Origin of the sequence: Pseudanabaena sp. lw0831, assembly GCF_016584665.1 — a bacterium.
Lineage (GTDB): Bacteria > Cyanobacteriota > Cyanobacteriia > Pseudanabaenales > Pseudanabaenaceae > Pseudanabaena.
In genome coordinates this window covers 1-15383 of sequence record NZ_BBJB01000108.1, presented here as the reverse complement: position 1 = coordinate 15383, position 15383 = coordinate 1, and the positions used below count along the sequence as shown (strand labels likewise).

Genomic DNA, 15383 nt, shown 5'->3' with positions numbered 1-15383 from the left:
CCTCGACGCTCGATCAACATTGAGAAACTATTAAAAGATTTATGACAAAGCCTAAGCGTATTGGTATTTTGACAAGTGGTGGTGACTGTGGTGGACTAAATGCAGTGATTCGGGCAGTAGTGCGCCGCGCCCGTGACTACGACATAGAGATTTATGGCATTAAAGGTGCAACCCAAGGATTGATGAATCGTCCAGTGGAAGCGGAATTGCTGGACATGAAAAAGGTTTCAGGAATTCTTCGCTACGGCGGCACAATTTTAGGAACTGTGAATAAAGGCAATCCCTTTGCTTACCCCATGCCCGATGGCTCAATTCTCGATCGCTCTGAGGAAGTGATTGAGGGATATCACAAACTCGGACTGGATGGACTGATTGGTATTGGTGGTGACGGTAGCTTGGCGATCTTGCGCCGCCTTGCCCAGCAGGGAAAGATGAATCTCGTAGCAGTGCCGAAAACCATTGACAATGATTTAGGTGTGACGGAAAACTCGATTGGATTTAACACGGCGGTGAGTGTGGCGGTGGAAGCACTCGATCGCTTGACCTATACTGCCATCAGTCACAGTCGCGTGATGATTTTAGAAGTAATGGGACGGGATGCAGGACATATCGCCGTCAGCGCAGGAATTGCAGGTGGAGCGCATATTATCTTGATCCCAGAGATTCCCTATGACCTCGATGAAATATGCGATCGCTTGATGAATCGCGCTTTACGTGGTTTTAATTTCAGTACAGTGGTGGTCGCTGAAGCGGTAAAAACCCCTACAGGTGAGCCTGTCACATATACGAATAGTCTTGGTCAGACTCTCTATGGTGGCATCGGTCAATATCTGGGAGATCAGATAAGTACGCGCACGGGTATGGAGAGCCGCGTCAGCGTTTTGGGACATGTTCAGAGAGGTAGTACGCCATCACCACTCGATCGCATCCTTGGTGCAGCATTTGGTGTGGCTGCGGTGGATTTAGTCGCACAGGACAAATATGACCGCATGGTAGCTTGGTCAAATCGAGAAGTGATCGATGTGCCAATTGCCGATGCGATCGCTAAATATAGCGCTGTTGATGTGCATGGCACATTGGTTCACACTGCGATCGGATTAGGGACTTACGTTGGGGAAATCGATCAACTATCTTCCTAAGCCTAAAAAACAAAACCCAATATTTTTGTTGAGAGTGTTGCTTGGCAACACTCTCAACAAAAATATAAGAGCATTGCAAAGCAATGCTCTTATATTTTTTGAGTTTGCCTAGAGCGCAAAGCGCTATAGTAAAAAAACTCGTCTAGTAAAGCTTCAACCTATGTCTAGCCGCCTCAAAGCCCTGTTTTATTACATTACGGCACGGTTGTTACTTGCACCGATCATGTTGTGGGCGATCGCTACCGTCGTATTTCTGTTAATGCGGGCTACCCCTGGCGATCCGATCGATGCGATTTTAGGCCCTCGCGCTCCTGAAGAAGTTAAGGTGGCTCTGCGCGAACAAGTGGGGTTGACGGGTTCTCTATTTTCTCAGTACTGGGAATATATACAGGATTTGTCCCGTTTTAATCTCGGTAAATCGATTAGTACCCGCGAACAAACCGTTTGGCAGATCATTAAAAACTTTTTCCCAGCCACTGCTGAACTGGCGATGTATGCCCTGATTGTGGCTTTGGTGGTTGGGCTAACTGTAGGCATCGTGGCGGCTCTACGTCCCAACACTAAATGGGATGTGGGCGGTAGATTATTTGGGATTATTACCTACTCATTGCCACTGTTTTGGGTGGGAATGATATTGCAATTAGTATTTTCGGTGCAGTTGGGATGGCTACCAATAGGAACGCGCTTTCCTGCTGGTGCAGAGCCGCCTATACAGGTTTTTGGACTATATACGATTGATGCCTTGATTAAGGGTAATTGGCAAAGTCTTTGGACTAGTATTCAATATTTGATTTTACCTGCGGCAAGTTTAGGGATTGTGATTAGTGGCATTTTTGAGCGAATCGTGCGGGTAAATTTGCGCCAAACTTTGCTGTCGGACTATGTGGAAGCTGCTAAAGCGAGAGGAATTAATCCTAGATCGATCTTGTTTAATCATGCGCTGAAAAATGCGATGATCCCCGTAATTACAATTTTGGGCTTAACATTGGCTTCGTTGTTGGGCGGCGCGGTACTGACTGAAGTGACTTTTTCTTGGCCAGGGCTGGCGAATCGATTGTTTGAGGCAATCTCAGGGCGCGATTATCCAGTGGTGCAGGGGATTGTCGTGTTTTTTGCGATCATCGTCACGATCGCAAGTATTCTCGTAGACATTGTTAATGCTTGGATCGATCCAAGGATTCGTTATTAAACGTTATTAAATAAGAATAATAAACGATGCAAAGTGTCGTTTATTATTCTTATTTAATCTTCTTTTTTGGTGCTAGTGGTATGAAGATAAAACCTATTTTTGTTGGGATTGCGGTAGTTGGAATTTTGCTACTTGTGCTGAGCTTGAGCGCGGTGGGCAAGATTTTTGGAGTAAATCCCCGTGATGTTTTGGCGGGAGTCAAAACTCAGCCACTAGCTGTGAAGTTTTTACCGCAGCGATCGCCATTGTTCTTATCATTTTTGATAAATCCAGAAAAATTAGAATTATTCACCCAGTTGGCGGCAAAACCAAGCGATCGCGGCGATGTGCGTCAGGAATTGGCTAACCTCAAACAGCAATTGCGCCAAAACTGGCTACTGGACTACGATCGCGATATTCTGCCATGGCTCGATCAAGAAATCACCTTAGCTGTGACCGATATCGATCTTGATCGGCAACCTGCTAATGGTTTGCAAACAGGCTATCTATTAGCATTTGCGGCTAAAGATGCTGACCTTGCCAAAGCAAGTATTGATGATTTTTGGCAGAGATTGGCGGTAAATGGCTCAGATTTAGGGTTTGAGCAATATCAGGGGATCTCGATTTTAAATACTAGTTTTGCTGAAGATAAACCTGCGATCGCGGGGACAACTTTAGATAATTTTGTACTGTTTGCCAACGATACGCGGGTATTACGCAAAGCCATAGATGCGCTACAAAAACCTGACTTGGCGCTGACGAATCTGGCAAACTATCGCGATCGTCTAGAACAATTTAATGAGGGCAAAAATGTAGGCAAAGTTGGTGTAGCTTATGTAAATCTTGCCGAGTTAGGTGAGGAACTACCCAAAGAAAGCCTGTTAATGAGCCTCAGTTTTGACAAGTCAGGAATTAGAGCCAAAACAGCATTGACCCTGCCAAGTAACGGAGAAAAGAGCGAAGCTGCTATTGATCCCCAATTCTCAAAGACCAAAGCTGCTAAAAAAACCTCTGTCAATATTGCTAATACGATCCCTTCAGGAAGCTCCGTCATCGTTGGCACTGATCTCGGTCAAACCTTAGCAGAATTGAAAGATTCGCTGATTCCTGAATGGCAACAAGCACTTGAGAAGGCGATCGCACCAATTACCTTGGATAGCAATACTTTGGCATGGGCGCAGCATGACTACGCGATCGCCTTACTTCCTAAATCCAATCACGATCTCTATTGGTTGTTAGTGGCAAAAGTGGAAGATGCTAATGTTACGAAAGAAGCGATCGCCGATCTAGATCGTCTCGTAAGAAATAAGCTTACAGTCGGCGAAATCTCACTGAAGGCTCAACCAGTGACCATCTGGACAAATCTCTCGGCAAACGATAATTCTGGAGTATCGGGAAATGTGGTGGCGGCGCATACCCAAACCAAAGATTACGTGTATTTATCAAATTCACTAGCAGTTTTAGAATCCAGTTTAACGCTAAAGAATAGTGAATCGATCGCTGCATCGAGGAGCTTCAAAACTATTTCAGCGAAGTTGCCTAGCGATCGCTTAACCTATGGATATATTGACAAAAATCTCGATCTGTCTTGGCTACAGGCAAGTCTATTAAATCTCAAGGGGGCAAGTGAAATCCCTCAAAACATCAGTAATTCTCCCCTAGCACAAGCTCTTAAACATATGGAAGTAAGTGGTTTTGCGATTACTAGTAGCGATAAAAGTGTGCAGAATGGTGAATTTTTCTTAATTCTGAAGTAATTATAGGTAAGCTTAAAGCATGTGCTTTCATTTGCATTTGCTAGTCCTTAATCCATGACTATTAGTTTATCTACGCCACATTTTCTATTTCATAGCATCCCTTTGCAATTGGCGATGATGTTGCCGTTTGTGGTACAAGCTATGGTTATTATGGGGCTGACGGATTATCTGTCCCATAGTCATTGGTCGATCTGGGCTTATGGATGGACACTTATGCTATCCATCGGGTTTGGTACAATCGTAGCGAATTGGATTAGTCAGCGATATCAATCCTTAGCTCAAGTCGAAGTTTCCCTTAAAGAGTCACAGGAAAAATATAAAGTTCTATTCCAAACCCTTCCCATTGGAATTTCAATTACGGACAAAGAGTCTCGCATTATCGAAAGCAATGCGATCGCTGAATTTTGGTTGGGAATACCTGATTTAGCAGATATTAGCTGTCCGCCACAGTATGAAATTAATCCTAGGATGATTCGTGCTGATGGTTCACCAATGTTAGTCGAAGAATATCCCTGTGTTAAGGCTTTGCAAACCAATCAAGCTGTTTACGATGTGGAAATGGGTGTTATTTGTTCTGATGAAATTTTGCGATGGTTTAGTGTGAGTGCCAGTCCGATTCCTTTAGAGAATTATGGGGTGGTGCTAGTTCATGTAAATATTAGCGATCGCAAATTTGCTGAACAAGCAATGCGACTGAGTGAATCAAGATTACAAGCTTTCATAAATAATGCTCCGACACCGATCTCAATCAAAGATTTAGAAGGAACGTATTTATCAATCAACAGTGAATTTGCCTATTGGATGCAAGTTCCTGCTGAAGATATTTTAGGAAAGCGGGACTACGAACTTTTCCCCGCTGAAAATGTTAAAATCTCCCGTACTCACGAACTGCAAGTAATTTTTGAAGGTATTCCCGTTACCTTTGAAGATACTGTCCCCCTTCCCGATGGTCTCCATACTTTTATCATCACTAAGTTTCCACTTATGGATGACCGAGACAGCCCCTTCGCGATCGCAGGAATTTATCTCGATATTAGCGATCGCAAACAATCAGAAATAGCTCTTATAGAAGTAGAATCCAATCTTAGGAGAGCGAATCAAGAACTCCAAAAATTAGTTAATCTTGATAGCTTAACTCAAATCGCTAATCGTCGTTGTTTTGATGAAAGAGTTATTTATGAATGGCAAAGGCTCTATCGTGACCGCCAACCCTTGTCTTTGCTAATGTTTGATGTTGATTATTTCAAACGCTATAACGATTATTATGGTCATCAATTAGGCGATCAGGCTCTTCTACTAATTGCGCAGGCAGTCGATCAATTAGTATGTCGTCCTGCGGATCTAGTTGCTCGTTATGGGGGCGAAGAATTTATTGTGATTTTGCCAAATACTAATTTAGAAGGTGCGATCGCAGTTGCTAAAAATCTGCATAAAGCTATCGCTGATTTACAAATTCCTCACCAAGATTCAGATGTGAGTGATGTCGTCACAGTCAGCATGGGCATAGCTTCTGACATTCCCAAACTTGATCGATCGCCCTATGTGTTAATCAATCAAGTCGATCAAGCACTCTATTATGCGAAGCAACAAGGACGTAATCGGTCGGTGATATTTGCGGATTAGCCATATCTCCCAAATAATGCCAAAATAGGAATGGTTTCCAACTACCTCAATGATTATTGACCGTAACCACTTTCGTTCACGTAGTATCCCACTGCAATGGCTGATATTATTGGCGTTCGTGGTACAAATTTTTGGCGCGGTTGGGATGGTTGCTTATTTATCTTATAGAAGTGGGCAGGAGTCGGCTAATAAGCTAGCAATTCGACTCAAGACAGAAATAAGTACCCGCGTTACAGAAAAGACCACAACCTATCTACAAGCCCTTGACCAAGTTAACAAAAACAACATCAGCGATCTCCGTCGAAGCCTGTGGAGTTTTGATGACTTCTCTAGTCAAGAGCGACAGGCTTGGCAACAGATGCAGCTTAATTCCTTGTCGCCAATTACAATTATTGGGTTTGGAACTCCTACGGGAGGACATCGAGCGGTCGAGCTACTGAAGGATGGCACATTTAGTATTCGGGCAGCACCCAATGGCGGTGGCAAGTATAGAACCTTTACGACTAATCCTGATGGCTCACCAGATCAAGTTACGGAAACATCAGTTAGCTTTGATTCGCGTCAGCGTCCTTGGTTTAAAGCTGCCGTGCAGTCTGAGAAAGCAGCTTGGACAAATGTATATCCCCATATCTATACAGGAGAATTATTAGTTGCTCTAGCTGAGCCAGTCTATGCCCCCAAGAATGGAAATTTTTTGGGTGTGACCTATGGAATTCGCAGCCTTGAAGAAATAAGTCGGTTTCTACGAACCATTGATATTAAGACAGGGACAGTCTTTATCATGGAGCGCGATCAGACATTGGTGGCAACTTCATCAATGATCCAGAAGCCATACCAGCTTTTGCAAAATGCGAAGGATCAGAAATTATTAAAGGCTATTGACAGCCAAAATCTTCAAATTAGTGGTGCGGCGAAATACTTACGCGATCGCAATGGTAACTTAGCAAATATTCGTCAGTCAGAGCAATTTGAATTTGAGATTAATGGCGATCGCCAGAGCGTTCAAGTAACTCCGATCAGCGATCGCAATGGGCTGGATTGGGCAATTGTGGTTGTCATCCCTGAGTCAGACTTTATGGCAGATATCCAAGCCAATAAAGTCTGGACGATTCTGTTGTGTGGAATAACTTTACTTGTCGCAACAGGGCTTAGCATCATCACAACCCGATGGATTACCAAGCCGATTTTGCGAATTAGTCAGGCAAGCAAAGCGATCGCCAGTGGAGAATGGAAAGAGCCGTTAGCAGAGAACAATGGTATCGCCGAGATTAGCATATTGGCTACGTCCTTTAACCAAATGACAAAACAGGTGCCGCTATCCTTTGATCGCGTAGAAGTTGCCCTCAAAGAATCACAGGAAAAGTATAAAGTTCTCTTCCAAACAGCACCAATTGGCATTTCCATGACCGATAAAAATGGTTGCATAGTTGAGAGCAATATCATCACTGAAGGTTGGTTTGGAAAGCCGAAACTATTGCAAGAAGAGTGTGAAGAGCGTGAACCTACGCTCCATGTGATCAGTCCTGACGGCTCAATGATGCCAGTCGAAGAATATGCTTGTGTCAGAGCTTTGAGAACTAAAGCACCTGTTTATGATGTGGAAACGGGGATTGTATGTGCGGATGGAATTTTGCGTTGGTTTAATGTAAGTGCTGCGCCTATTTCTTCAGAGCAACATGGAGTGGTGTTAATCCATGTCGATATCAGCGATCGCAAGCAAGTAGAAATTGCCCTAAAGCAAAGCGAGCGGACAAATCGGGCTATTCTCGGTGCCATTCCAGACTTACTATTAAGAGTTAAGCGGGATGGCTCATGCTTGGACTTTATCCCGCCTTTGATCGATCAAGCTGGTACATTTGTACCAGTGACAAAACACCTTTCGGAAGTCCTGCCGCCAGACTTGCTAAAGTTGCAGTTGCAAAGGATCGCCCAAGCTTTAGCAACAGGGGAATTGCAGGTATGGGAGCATCAAATCATCAAAAACGATCAGATCTGTCATGAAGAAATACGGGTTTTTCCCTGTGGTATAGATGAATGCTTGGTAATTGTAAGAGATGTTTCTGCTCGCAAACAAACAGAACTTGCCTTGATCGAAGCCAAGGCAAATGCCGAAGCCGCAACTAAAGCTAAAGGTGAATTTCTCGCAAGTATGAGTCATGAGATCCGCACACCAATGAACGGAGTAATTGGCATGACTCAGATCTTAGAAATGACAGAACTTACAACCGATCAAAAAGAATTTGTCAAAACAATCAAAGATAGTGGTCAAGATCTGTTGACAATTATCAATGACATTCTAGATTTCTCGAAAATTGAATCGGGAATGCTCGAAATAGAAGCAAGAGATTTTGACCTAGAGGAAGTGATCAGAGGAGTTTGCAAGCTACTAGAAAATCAAGCGATCGCCAAACAAATTGATCTTAAATATACGATCGCGCCTAACATTCCTAAGACTGTAATCGGCGATCTTGCCCGTCTCCGTCAAATCCTGCTAAATCTAGTCGGTAATGCCGTTAAATTCACTCAAAATGGTCATGTTTCGATTTCAGTTAGTGGAAAAGGATTAGAGGGAAAATATGAGCTAACATTTGCGATCGCAGACACAGGTATTGGTATTGCCAGCGATCGCCTTGACCTCTTATTTCAAGCCTTCACCCAAGCCGACAACTCCATCAGCCGTGAATACGGAGGTACTGGACTGGGTTTGGCAATCAGCAAACGCCTCGTGAACTTGATGGGCGGCACAATTTGGGTAGAGAGTCTCGGTCAAATCGGCGGCAGCCCTCCCATAGCATGGAAACCACAACCTCTTACTCCATCAACACCTCAAGGCTCAACCTTCTATTTTACGATCACTCTATTAATTAACCAGACGCTTAATCAACCACAAACAGTCTTAGCAAAAGAGTTTGTGGTTGACAAAAAATTTGCCGAGAAATTCCCCTTACGAATTCTGCTAGTGGAAGACAATCAAGTTAATCAAATGGTGGCAAAATTAATGCTCCAACGTCTAGGCTATCAAATTAATGCGATCGCTAATAATGGATTAGAAGCTGTGCAAGCAGTACAAAACGATAGCTACGATTTGGTCTTGATGGATGTCCAAATGCCAAAAATGGACGGTTTGACTGCCACAAAGATGATTCGCACAAGTTTAAAAAGTCATGTACGGATTGTGGCGATGACCGCCGATGCCATGCCCGAAGATCGTCAAGCTTGCTTAGATGCAGGTATGGATGATTTCATTAGTAAACCGATTAGTATCCAATCACTAATGTTCATAGTCTCATCAACTAAGTAATACCAATTCTCGAAAGTGTGACTATTTTGAGAATTCGTATCAAGGATTGGACTTTCGCACTCCCGTATTTTTTTGTAAAAAATTATGATCGTTTTGCTAATTCGCGGAAACATATTAGGGCTGATTATGTTTGTCGCAGTCAGTCCCATTGCCTTAATTGGTAGCTTTCTCCTCAAACTAGCCGATCCAATTACTATGTCTTGTGTCGGGGTCGCTTTGGTTGCCATAGATTTACTAGTGCGATTACGCTCTCGCCCGTCAAATGGCTGGCTTACCCAAAGAGAATTTGGAGGCACACTTTTCTTCCTGCCTGTCTGGGCTTTTGGAATAGTTGTTGTTGTCATCAACGTTGCAAATGCATTGCTCAAGTAGTTGGCGACAGAGGGGAGATTAGGGGGCGATCGCAAACAACCTACATAAGTATTGTTTGGAGTTATGACTATAATCTAATATTTTAAAAATGAATATCGAGTAGAAACGAAGTAAACAAGAAAGAAATAATATAACAAAGAAAAAGATGTCAAACCATATTTTCTGATAATTTTCTGATAATTTTTTAAATTCTCATTCTTAGAAATTTAAATGATAAGTATAATTACTCAGCAACTAAGATTTAAAATTGAAGTATAAAGAAAAGTTTAAGCGATCCCCAAATTGGCAAAATTTCTAGCACAATATAATTGTTCAAACGGAGCCAGCTTATATATAGGTTCTGAATTTAAATAACAAATTAATAAAATACGAAAAACAAGTGATCTTACATGTTAACTGGTAAATTCTACCTAGTCATGTTAGGTCACTTGTTTTTTCAATTCTTTATAATTTTATTTTGTTGTTACAGTCAACGAAATCATTACAAAGCTTATTCTATATATAGAGTAAGTGATTTTGTATCTTACTTTTTTGTTGAAATCTTGACTAGCAACGAATCAGTAATCACGTATTTTGACTCAGATAATATTACTAGTTCGGATTATAAAGAAAATGTTAAGCGATCCCAGTTTTTGCTCTCTGTCTTGGAAAATAGATTCATTAAAACGGAATCAGCTTATTTACAGATTCTGAATCTCAATATCAATTTAAGAATAATTTATATAAATAAATGGTTTGCTTCAATCAGGTAAATTTACCTAGCAGAAGCAAGCCATTTATTTTGTCCGAGACTTTTTGGATCATATTCTCGCATAAACGAAACAACTAATGCGTGACTAAATTTTCGTTTAATTGTCTGTTTAAAGCCTTTTAAACTATTTAAATCCGCATATAGCAATCCTAAATGAGTTGTGAGTAGGGGCAATTCATGAATTGCCCCTACTCACATAGATCAAGAAAGCATTTTCTTACATACAATATTTTTTATTCGGGATTGAATGCAACATGTTGTAAAGGATTGCAGAAATTCTCAGTATGAAGATTGATTTGGATGAAAGTCCGATGTCGGCGGACTTTCATCCAAATCAATTTTAGGGTGTGCAGCGATGTAGGAGCTGCACACCCTAAAATTGGTTTCATAATGAGAATTAATAAAGGGGTTTTATCCTGAGAGATTGTGAAATAAATTAAGTTACAGTTGGTTAGGTACCTACCTAAAAACAAGTAGGGTTAATTTGCACATAATTAATTTACTTTTCTGCTCTAGAGTTAACTTAAGCTCAAACCAACATCACTAAATTAACTACTACTTGCGAGTTGGAAATCTATTCGTGGAAAGATTTAATATCCGCAGCGTGATTGAGGGATATACCCAAGGGTATTTTTTGATGTCAGAGGGTGATGGAGAGCCGATTGAGTGGTATTACACCAATAGTCGCACCTTGATCCCGCTCGATTATCGCTTTCGATACCCTAAATCTTTGCAACGAGTAATTAATCAAAATCGCTTTGAAGCCAAGATCGATACTGCCTTTGAAGAAGTAGTTGCAGGCTGCGCCGATCGCGAAACTACATGGATCTCTAAAGAACTGCGATCGCTTTATAGCAATTTGCATCAAGCTGGCTGGGCACACAGTTTTGAGACATGGCAAGGGGATCAATTGGCAGGAGGAATTTTGGGGATTGCGATTCGCGGCGTATTTATTGGTGAATCAATGTTTTTTAAAATTCCTGAAGGCTCTAAGGTCGCGATGGTAAAATTGGTGGATCATTTGAGAACACAAGATTACAGTTTATTTGATGCTCAGTTGATGAATCCGCATCTTGAAAGATTTGGGGCATTTGAGATTGATGATGATAGTTATCAAGCCTTGCTAAAGCAAGCATTAACCAAATCTTGTAACTTCATACCAATTTCCGAAAGTGTATCTACACTTTCGGAAATTAAAAAACAAACCCAGTAAGGTTTTTGAATTTTCAAAATGGCAGCGCCATTTTAGGTAGTGCTAAATAGGTAAGGATGGCGGCGCTTCGCGCCGCCATCCTTACCTATTTAAAGCCTTTTCTTTTTAGGACTACCCCATTTTGAAAATTGGTATTACGATGTGAAATACGAGGTGAAATAAGTTTGTGACCGAACTACATCAAGCTGGCGAAATTGTGCAGTCTCGCTACCGTATTACGAGCGTTTTAGGACAAGGCGGTATTGGAATTACCTATGCGGCTCTAGATACCCAAACAGGCGATCGCGTTGCTCTCAAAGCTCTATCATTTCGACGGATAAATGAGTGGAAGGTGCTGGAACTATTCGAGCGGGAAGCTAAAGTACTCGCACAACTCGATCATCCTGCCATTCCACGTTACTTGGACTACTTTCAAATCGATCGCGATCGCGATCGTGATTTTTATATCGTGCAGCAATTAGTAGAGGGAAAATCTCTCGCCCAAGCGATCGCCGATGGTTGGCATGGCAGTGAAGAAGACGTTAAACAGATTGCTGAGCAAGTTCTGGATGTACTGATCTATCTCCATGGACTCAAACCACCCGTGATCCATCGTGATATCAAGCCGCAAAATATTATCCTTCAGCCCGATCTCAAAATTGCGCTGGTAGACTTTGGCGCAGTTCAAGACACCTACCGCAGTACCCAAGTGGGTGGCAGTACGGTCGTAGGGACATACGGCTATATGCCACCCGAGCAATTTCGGGGCAAAGCAGTCCCAGCCACCGATCTGTATGCACTTGGGGCAACTATTTTGTTTTTACTGACAGGGCGGTCGCCTGCGGAGTTACCTGAGATCAAGCTCAAGCTTAGTTTTAGAGGCTCAGTTAACATTTCTTCCCATTTTGCTGATTGGCTGGACAAAATGATTGAACCTGCGATCGAAGATCGTTTCAGCAGTGCCAAGCAATCGCTTAATGCTTTGCAAAATCCAATCTTACCATCGCTAGAAAGTCGGATTAGCGATCTAGAAATTAGTCGTTTACTTAGCCAAAATAGCGATCGCCCCAACACTAAATATCAATACCCCAAACCGCTGGGAAGTCGTATTGAACTTAAAAAGACTGATAGTAGTTTGAAAATTGAGATCCCGCCTGCGGGTCTGCGTGGAGAAGGAGTGAGCATCCTATCATTTGCAGTTTTTTGGAATGGCTTTCTGATCGTATGGACATCGATGGCGCTTAGGGCAGGATTTTTTGCGCTTTTCTCAATTCCGTTTTGGATTGTTGGCATTGGTATAGCCTATGCTGGCTTATCAATTGCGTTTGGCAAAGTATGCTTAGTAATTAGCGATCGCACATTTAGTATTGATTGGGACATTTTAGGCATCAAGCGACATGTCCAAGGCAAAACCCAAGATTTACGACAGATTGAGCTAAAGAGTTCCTACGAGGTAAATAATCAGCCAGTGATGGAGTTGCGCTTAAATCAAGGCATTTATGCCCATAAATTTGGCTTAGGGCTAAGTCGTCCTGAGAAGGAATGGTTACTACAGCAAATTAATGATTTTTTAGAAACATGGCGATCTCATCATTAATGATTAATTAGCGATCGCTTCTAAAACAAAATTAGAATTAGATTTTGACTTCTCTATTTCTGGCAAATCTATTTCTGGCAAAGAATTTTCAGAGAATTTACTTGAGAAACATCTACATGCTTCCCATTTACCTTGTACAGCCACAGATAATAGATTGCAGTATCCACCGTGTCTACCCGTGGAATCATAATTTTTACAAAATCGGCAATTCATAATAGCTCCATACACCCGTAGTAACCATATCAACTTTCTCCGTTATTGTGATGCTACTGTGTGATTAATCAGCGCATTTATTGTGATTATGATCACTAAGTAGCTAGGCGCAATTAAATATAAAACCCCAAAATCTATACCGCCAGCATAGCGGGCGGTATAGATTTTGGTTCTGGTTTTTTAGTTATGCCGAGGTACTTATTGAGGTTTAATGACGTGCCTTAAGCCAAAAGCGTATCACCAAATCTTAACTAAGCAAATAATACTAAAACGAATATGTCAGATTCTTCCAGTAAACCGTTAACAACTCTTGAACGTTATCTTATTTTTGTCGATCGCATAATTATTAATATCGAAAATGGCAAACTGCTATCAAAAGAACATGTCTATCGAATTCTCAGCGAGAGTTTAGAATCGGGAACAGGGGAAATATTTGAACGGGCTTTAGAAGAACAAGCTAATCAACTTCAAGCAAATTTAGCGGCTCAAACTGATGAAGTAAAACAGGCGAAAGCGAATCAGAAACTCCGTGCCATGAAGATTCTCAAAGATGCTTGGGAACAGTGGCAAAACAACTATCAAGTTCAAGATACCTGTACTAGAGGTTTACAAATAATCCTTGCTGCCGAGCCTCAAGAGCGCCTATTGACATTAATCCAAGTTCTCGATCCAAATCATACGCCAGTTTTCGAGCGTCAACATATTCAACTGCTCGCGCAATTGCTACAGAAGTCAGCCGAAACTTTACCCAATGATTCCGAGGCATTTACATTACGTCAGTTTGCGATCGGACTGACTCGTGGCTTAGCTGACTTTGATCTATTGGAAGGCTCACTCGTGAGTTGGTTGTACGAACCACAAAGACAGGTGGGATTTGAACGATCTAAAGTGGCTGGACCTTGGCATAGTTGGGCGCAACAGATTACTAGTCCTTTACCCCGCGATCTATTTGCGGCTCAGGCAAGTAACCAATCGGCAGCAGCGATCGCCCAAGCACAACGGAGCATTGATATCAGCGCTTGGGTGGAGCTATCGATCTTGTTGCGATATTTGCAAAATGGCTTGGTGCGTTGGTTCGATCGGCAGCCCTATGATGCCAAAGCAGGATTGCATATGACTGGGGTTACTTTCGTTGCCTTTGCAATGATCTGGGGTGAACTGAGTAGTGGTTTTCAAAATGCACAGCAACTATCGGAACGAGATCGCCAATCTCTAGCCAAAATCTGTTTCCGCCTGAGTTTACAGACCTTGAGAACATTTGCTCAACGTGAAAACTTCCCGCTCTATGGTGGTGTATTTGCCTCCTTCTCTGGAGAAAGTTTTCGAGAAACAATTAGCTATCTCGATCAACCGCTCAAAGAAGCAGAAAACACACAGGAGAAGGCGCGAATTCTCACCGTTTTAGGCTATTCAAAAGCATGGATGGGGTATCACAGAGATGCGATCGCGCTCCATCAAGAAGCGGTAAATCTTGCCCGTGAAGTCGGCGATCAACGCTGCGAAATTGCTAATCTCAATCACCTCAGTCGCATTAGTCTCATTCAAAAAGATTTCAGCACTAGTGAATCTCAAGCCCAGAGAGCGGTGATCTTGGCGCGACAAAATGGCGATCGCCAAGGTGAAGCGAATGCTCTCGCTAATTTAGGCTATAGCGAAGTGATGATTGCGCGGCAACAGGAATCAATTACGCCAGAGGAACTAGAAACTGCGATCAATCATTTGGAGCGCGGACAAAAACTATCAGAGAAGATGAATGATTTACAAAATCAGGCGCTTTGTTGGGTGGGATTGGGGACTGCATATATTGCGATCGAGCAGCCAAGTCAAGCGCAACTTGCCTTAGAGAAAGGCTTAACTCTAACCCAACAAATTGGCGATCGCGATTTGCAAGCACTCAGTCAGTCTTATCTTGGTGAGACTTTCTATCAACTTAATCAACTAGAACTTGCCGTCTATCACGCTTGTTTGGGAATGTATCTGCTAGAGCAGCGCCACAGTAAAGCTTGGCAACAGTCGGCGGCTTTGGTGGTGATTTTGCAAGGCAAGTTAGGAGCAGAGAGTTTCTCTAATCTATTGCAACAGCAGCGATCGCATTTTATTACTCTAATTGGTGTAGATGGATTTGACCATTTACCAAGTTTAATAGATCGCTATAGACAAGGAGATGCTTAGATTCTTAGAAACCATTTAAGAACAGTCTAGATCCCCCCCAGCCCCCTTGAGAAAGGCTACCGTGTACACACAAGTCATAAAACCCAGTCAAGTCAACA

General features: G+C 42.3%; 10 protein-coding genes. 9 read left to right on the top strand and 1 reads right to left on the bottom strand.

Annotation, left to right across the window (positions count from 1 at the left end):
* The first annotated feature begins 41 nt into the window (after positions 1–41).
* From APA_RS21855 to APA_RS21820, 8 genes are all read left to right on the top strand, one after another.
* Positions 42–1139 (top strand): ATP-dependent 6-phosphofructokinase, encoded by a 1098-nt coding sequence (locus APA_RS21855; RefSeq protein WP_201324342.1) that lies wholly within the window; start codon positions 42–44, stop codon positions 1137–1139.
* A gap of 160 nt (positions 1140–1299) precedes the next feature.
* Positions 1300–2328 carry an ABC transporter permease gene (locus APA_RS21850; RefSeq protein ID WP_201324341.1) on the top strand — a complete coding sequence of 343 codons (1029 nt, stop codon included), beginning with the start codon at positions 1300–1302 and terminating at the stop codon, positions 2326–2328.
* Positions 2329–2408: 80 nt separating this feature from the next.
* The gene (locus APA_RS21845; RefSeq protein ID WP_201324340.1) at positions 2409–4064 is read left to right on the top strand and encodes a DUF3352 domain-containing protein; all 1656 of its coding nucleotides are present in this window, start codon (positions 2409–2411) and stop codon (positions 4062–4064) included.
* A gap of 54 nt (positions 4065–4118) precedes the next feature.
* A complete protein-coding gene (locus APA_RS21840; RefSeq protein ID WP_201324339.1) occupies positions 4119–5687 on the top strand; it encodes a diguanylate cyclase domain-containing protein in 1569 nt (522 codons plus the stop codon).
* 145 nt (positions 5688–5832) lie between these two features.
* Positions 5833–8988, top strand: coding sequence for a response regulator (locus APA_RS21835; protein ID WP_201324338.1), 3156 nt, complete (start codon positions 5833–5835; stop codon positions 8986–8988).
* Between the two features lie 84 nt (positions 8989–9072).
* Positions 9073–9360 (top strand): hypothetical protein, encoded by a 288-nt coding sequence (locus tag APA_RS21830; protein ID WP_201324337.1) that lies wholly within the window; start codon positions 9073–9075, stop codon positions 9358–9360.
* A 1331-nt stretch (positions 9361–10691) separates the two neighbouring features.
* Entirely contained in the window at positions 10692–11324 is a 633-nt protein-coding gene (gene aat, locus APA_RS21825) for a leucyl/phenylalanyl-tRNA--protein transferase (RefSeq protein WP_201324336.1), read from the top strand.
* Positions 11325–11490: 166 nt separating this feature from the next.
* Positions 11491–12900: a serine/threonine-protein kinase gene (locus APA_RS21820; protein WP_201324335.1), complete on the top strand. Its 1410-nt coding sequence runs from the start codon at positions 11491–11493 to the stop codon at positions 12898–12900.
* A 3-nt stretch (positions 12901–12903) separates the two neighbouring features.
* Here the strand turns inward: APA_RS21820 and APA_RS21815 are convergent, their stop codons facing one another.
* Positions 12904–13113 carry a hypothetical protein gene (locus APA_RS21815; RefSeq protein WP_201324334.1) on the bottom strand — a complete coding sequence of 70 codons (210 nt, stop codon included), beginning with the start codon at positions 13111–13113 and terminating at the stop codon, positions 12904–12906.
* Between the two features lie 276 nt (positions 13114–13389).
* Between APA_RS21815 and APA_RS21810 the strand changes: the two genes are divergently transcribed.
* Positions 13390–15285, top strand: coding sequence for a tetratricopeptide repeat protein (locus tag APA_RS21810; RefSeq protein ID WP_201324333.1), 1896 nt, complete (start codon positions 13390–13392; stop codon positions 15283–15285).
* The last annotated feature ends 98 nt before the right edge of the window (positions 15286–15383 follow it).

What these genes read in the sequence shown, in the direction of transcription:
- APA_RS21835 (WP_201324338.1), top strand. Translation starts at nt 5,833, where the DNA reads ATGGTTGCTTATTTATCTTATAGAAGTGGGCAGGAGTCGGCTAATAAG.
- APA_RS21830 (WP_201324337.1), top strand. Translation starts at nt 9,073, where the DNA reads ATGATCGTTTTGCTAATTCGCGGAAACATATTAGGGCTGATTATGTTT.
- APA_RS21815 (WP_201324334.1), bottom strand. Translation starts at nt 13,113, where the DNA reads ATGAATTGCCGATTTTGTAAAAATTATGATTCCACGGGTAGACACGGT.
- APA_RS21845 (WP_201324340.1), top strand. Translation starts at nt 2,409, where the DNA reads ATGAAGATAAAACCTATTTTTGTTGGGATTGCGGTAGTTGGAATTTTG.
- APA_RS21855 (WP_201324342.1), top strand. Translation starts at nt 42, where the DNA reads ATGACAAAGCCTAAGCGTATTGGTATTTTGACAAGTGGTGGTGACTGT.
- APA_RS21840 (WP_201324339.1), top strand. Translation starts at nt 4,119, where the DNA reads ATGACTATTAGTTTATCTACGCCACATTTTCTATTTCATAGCATCCCT.
- APA_RS21850 (WP_201324341.1), top strand. Translation starts at nt 1,300, where the DNA reads ATGTCTAGCCGCCTCAAAGCCCTGTTTTATTACATTACGGCACGGTTG.
- APA_RS21810 (WP_201324333.1), top strand. Translation starts at nt 13,390, where the DNA reads ATGTCAGATTCTTCCAGTAAACCGTTAACAACTCTTGAACGTTATCTT.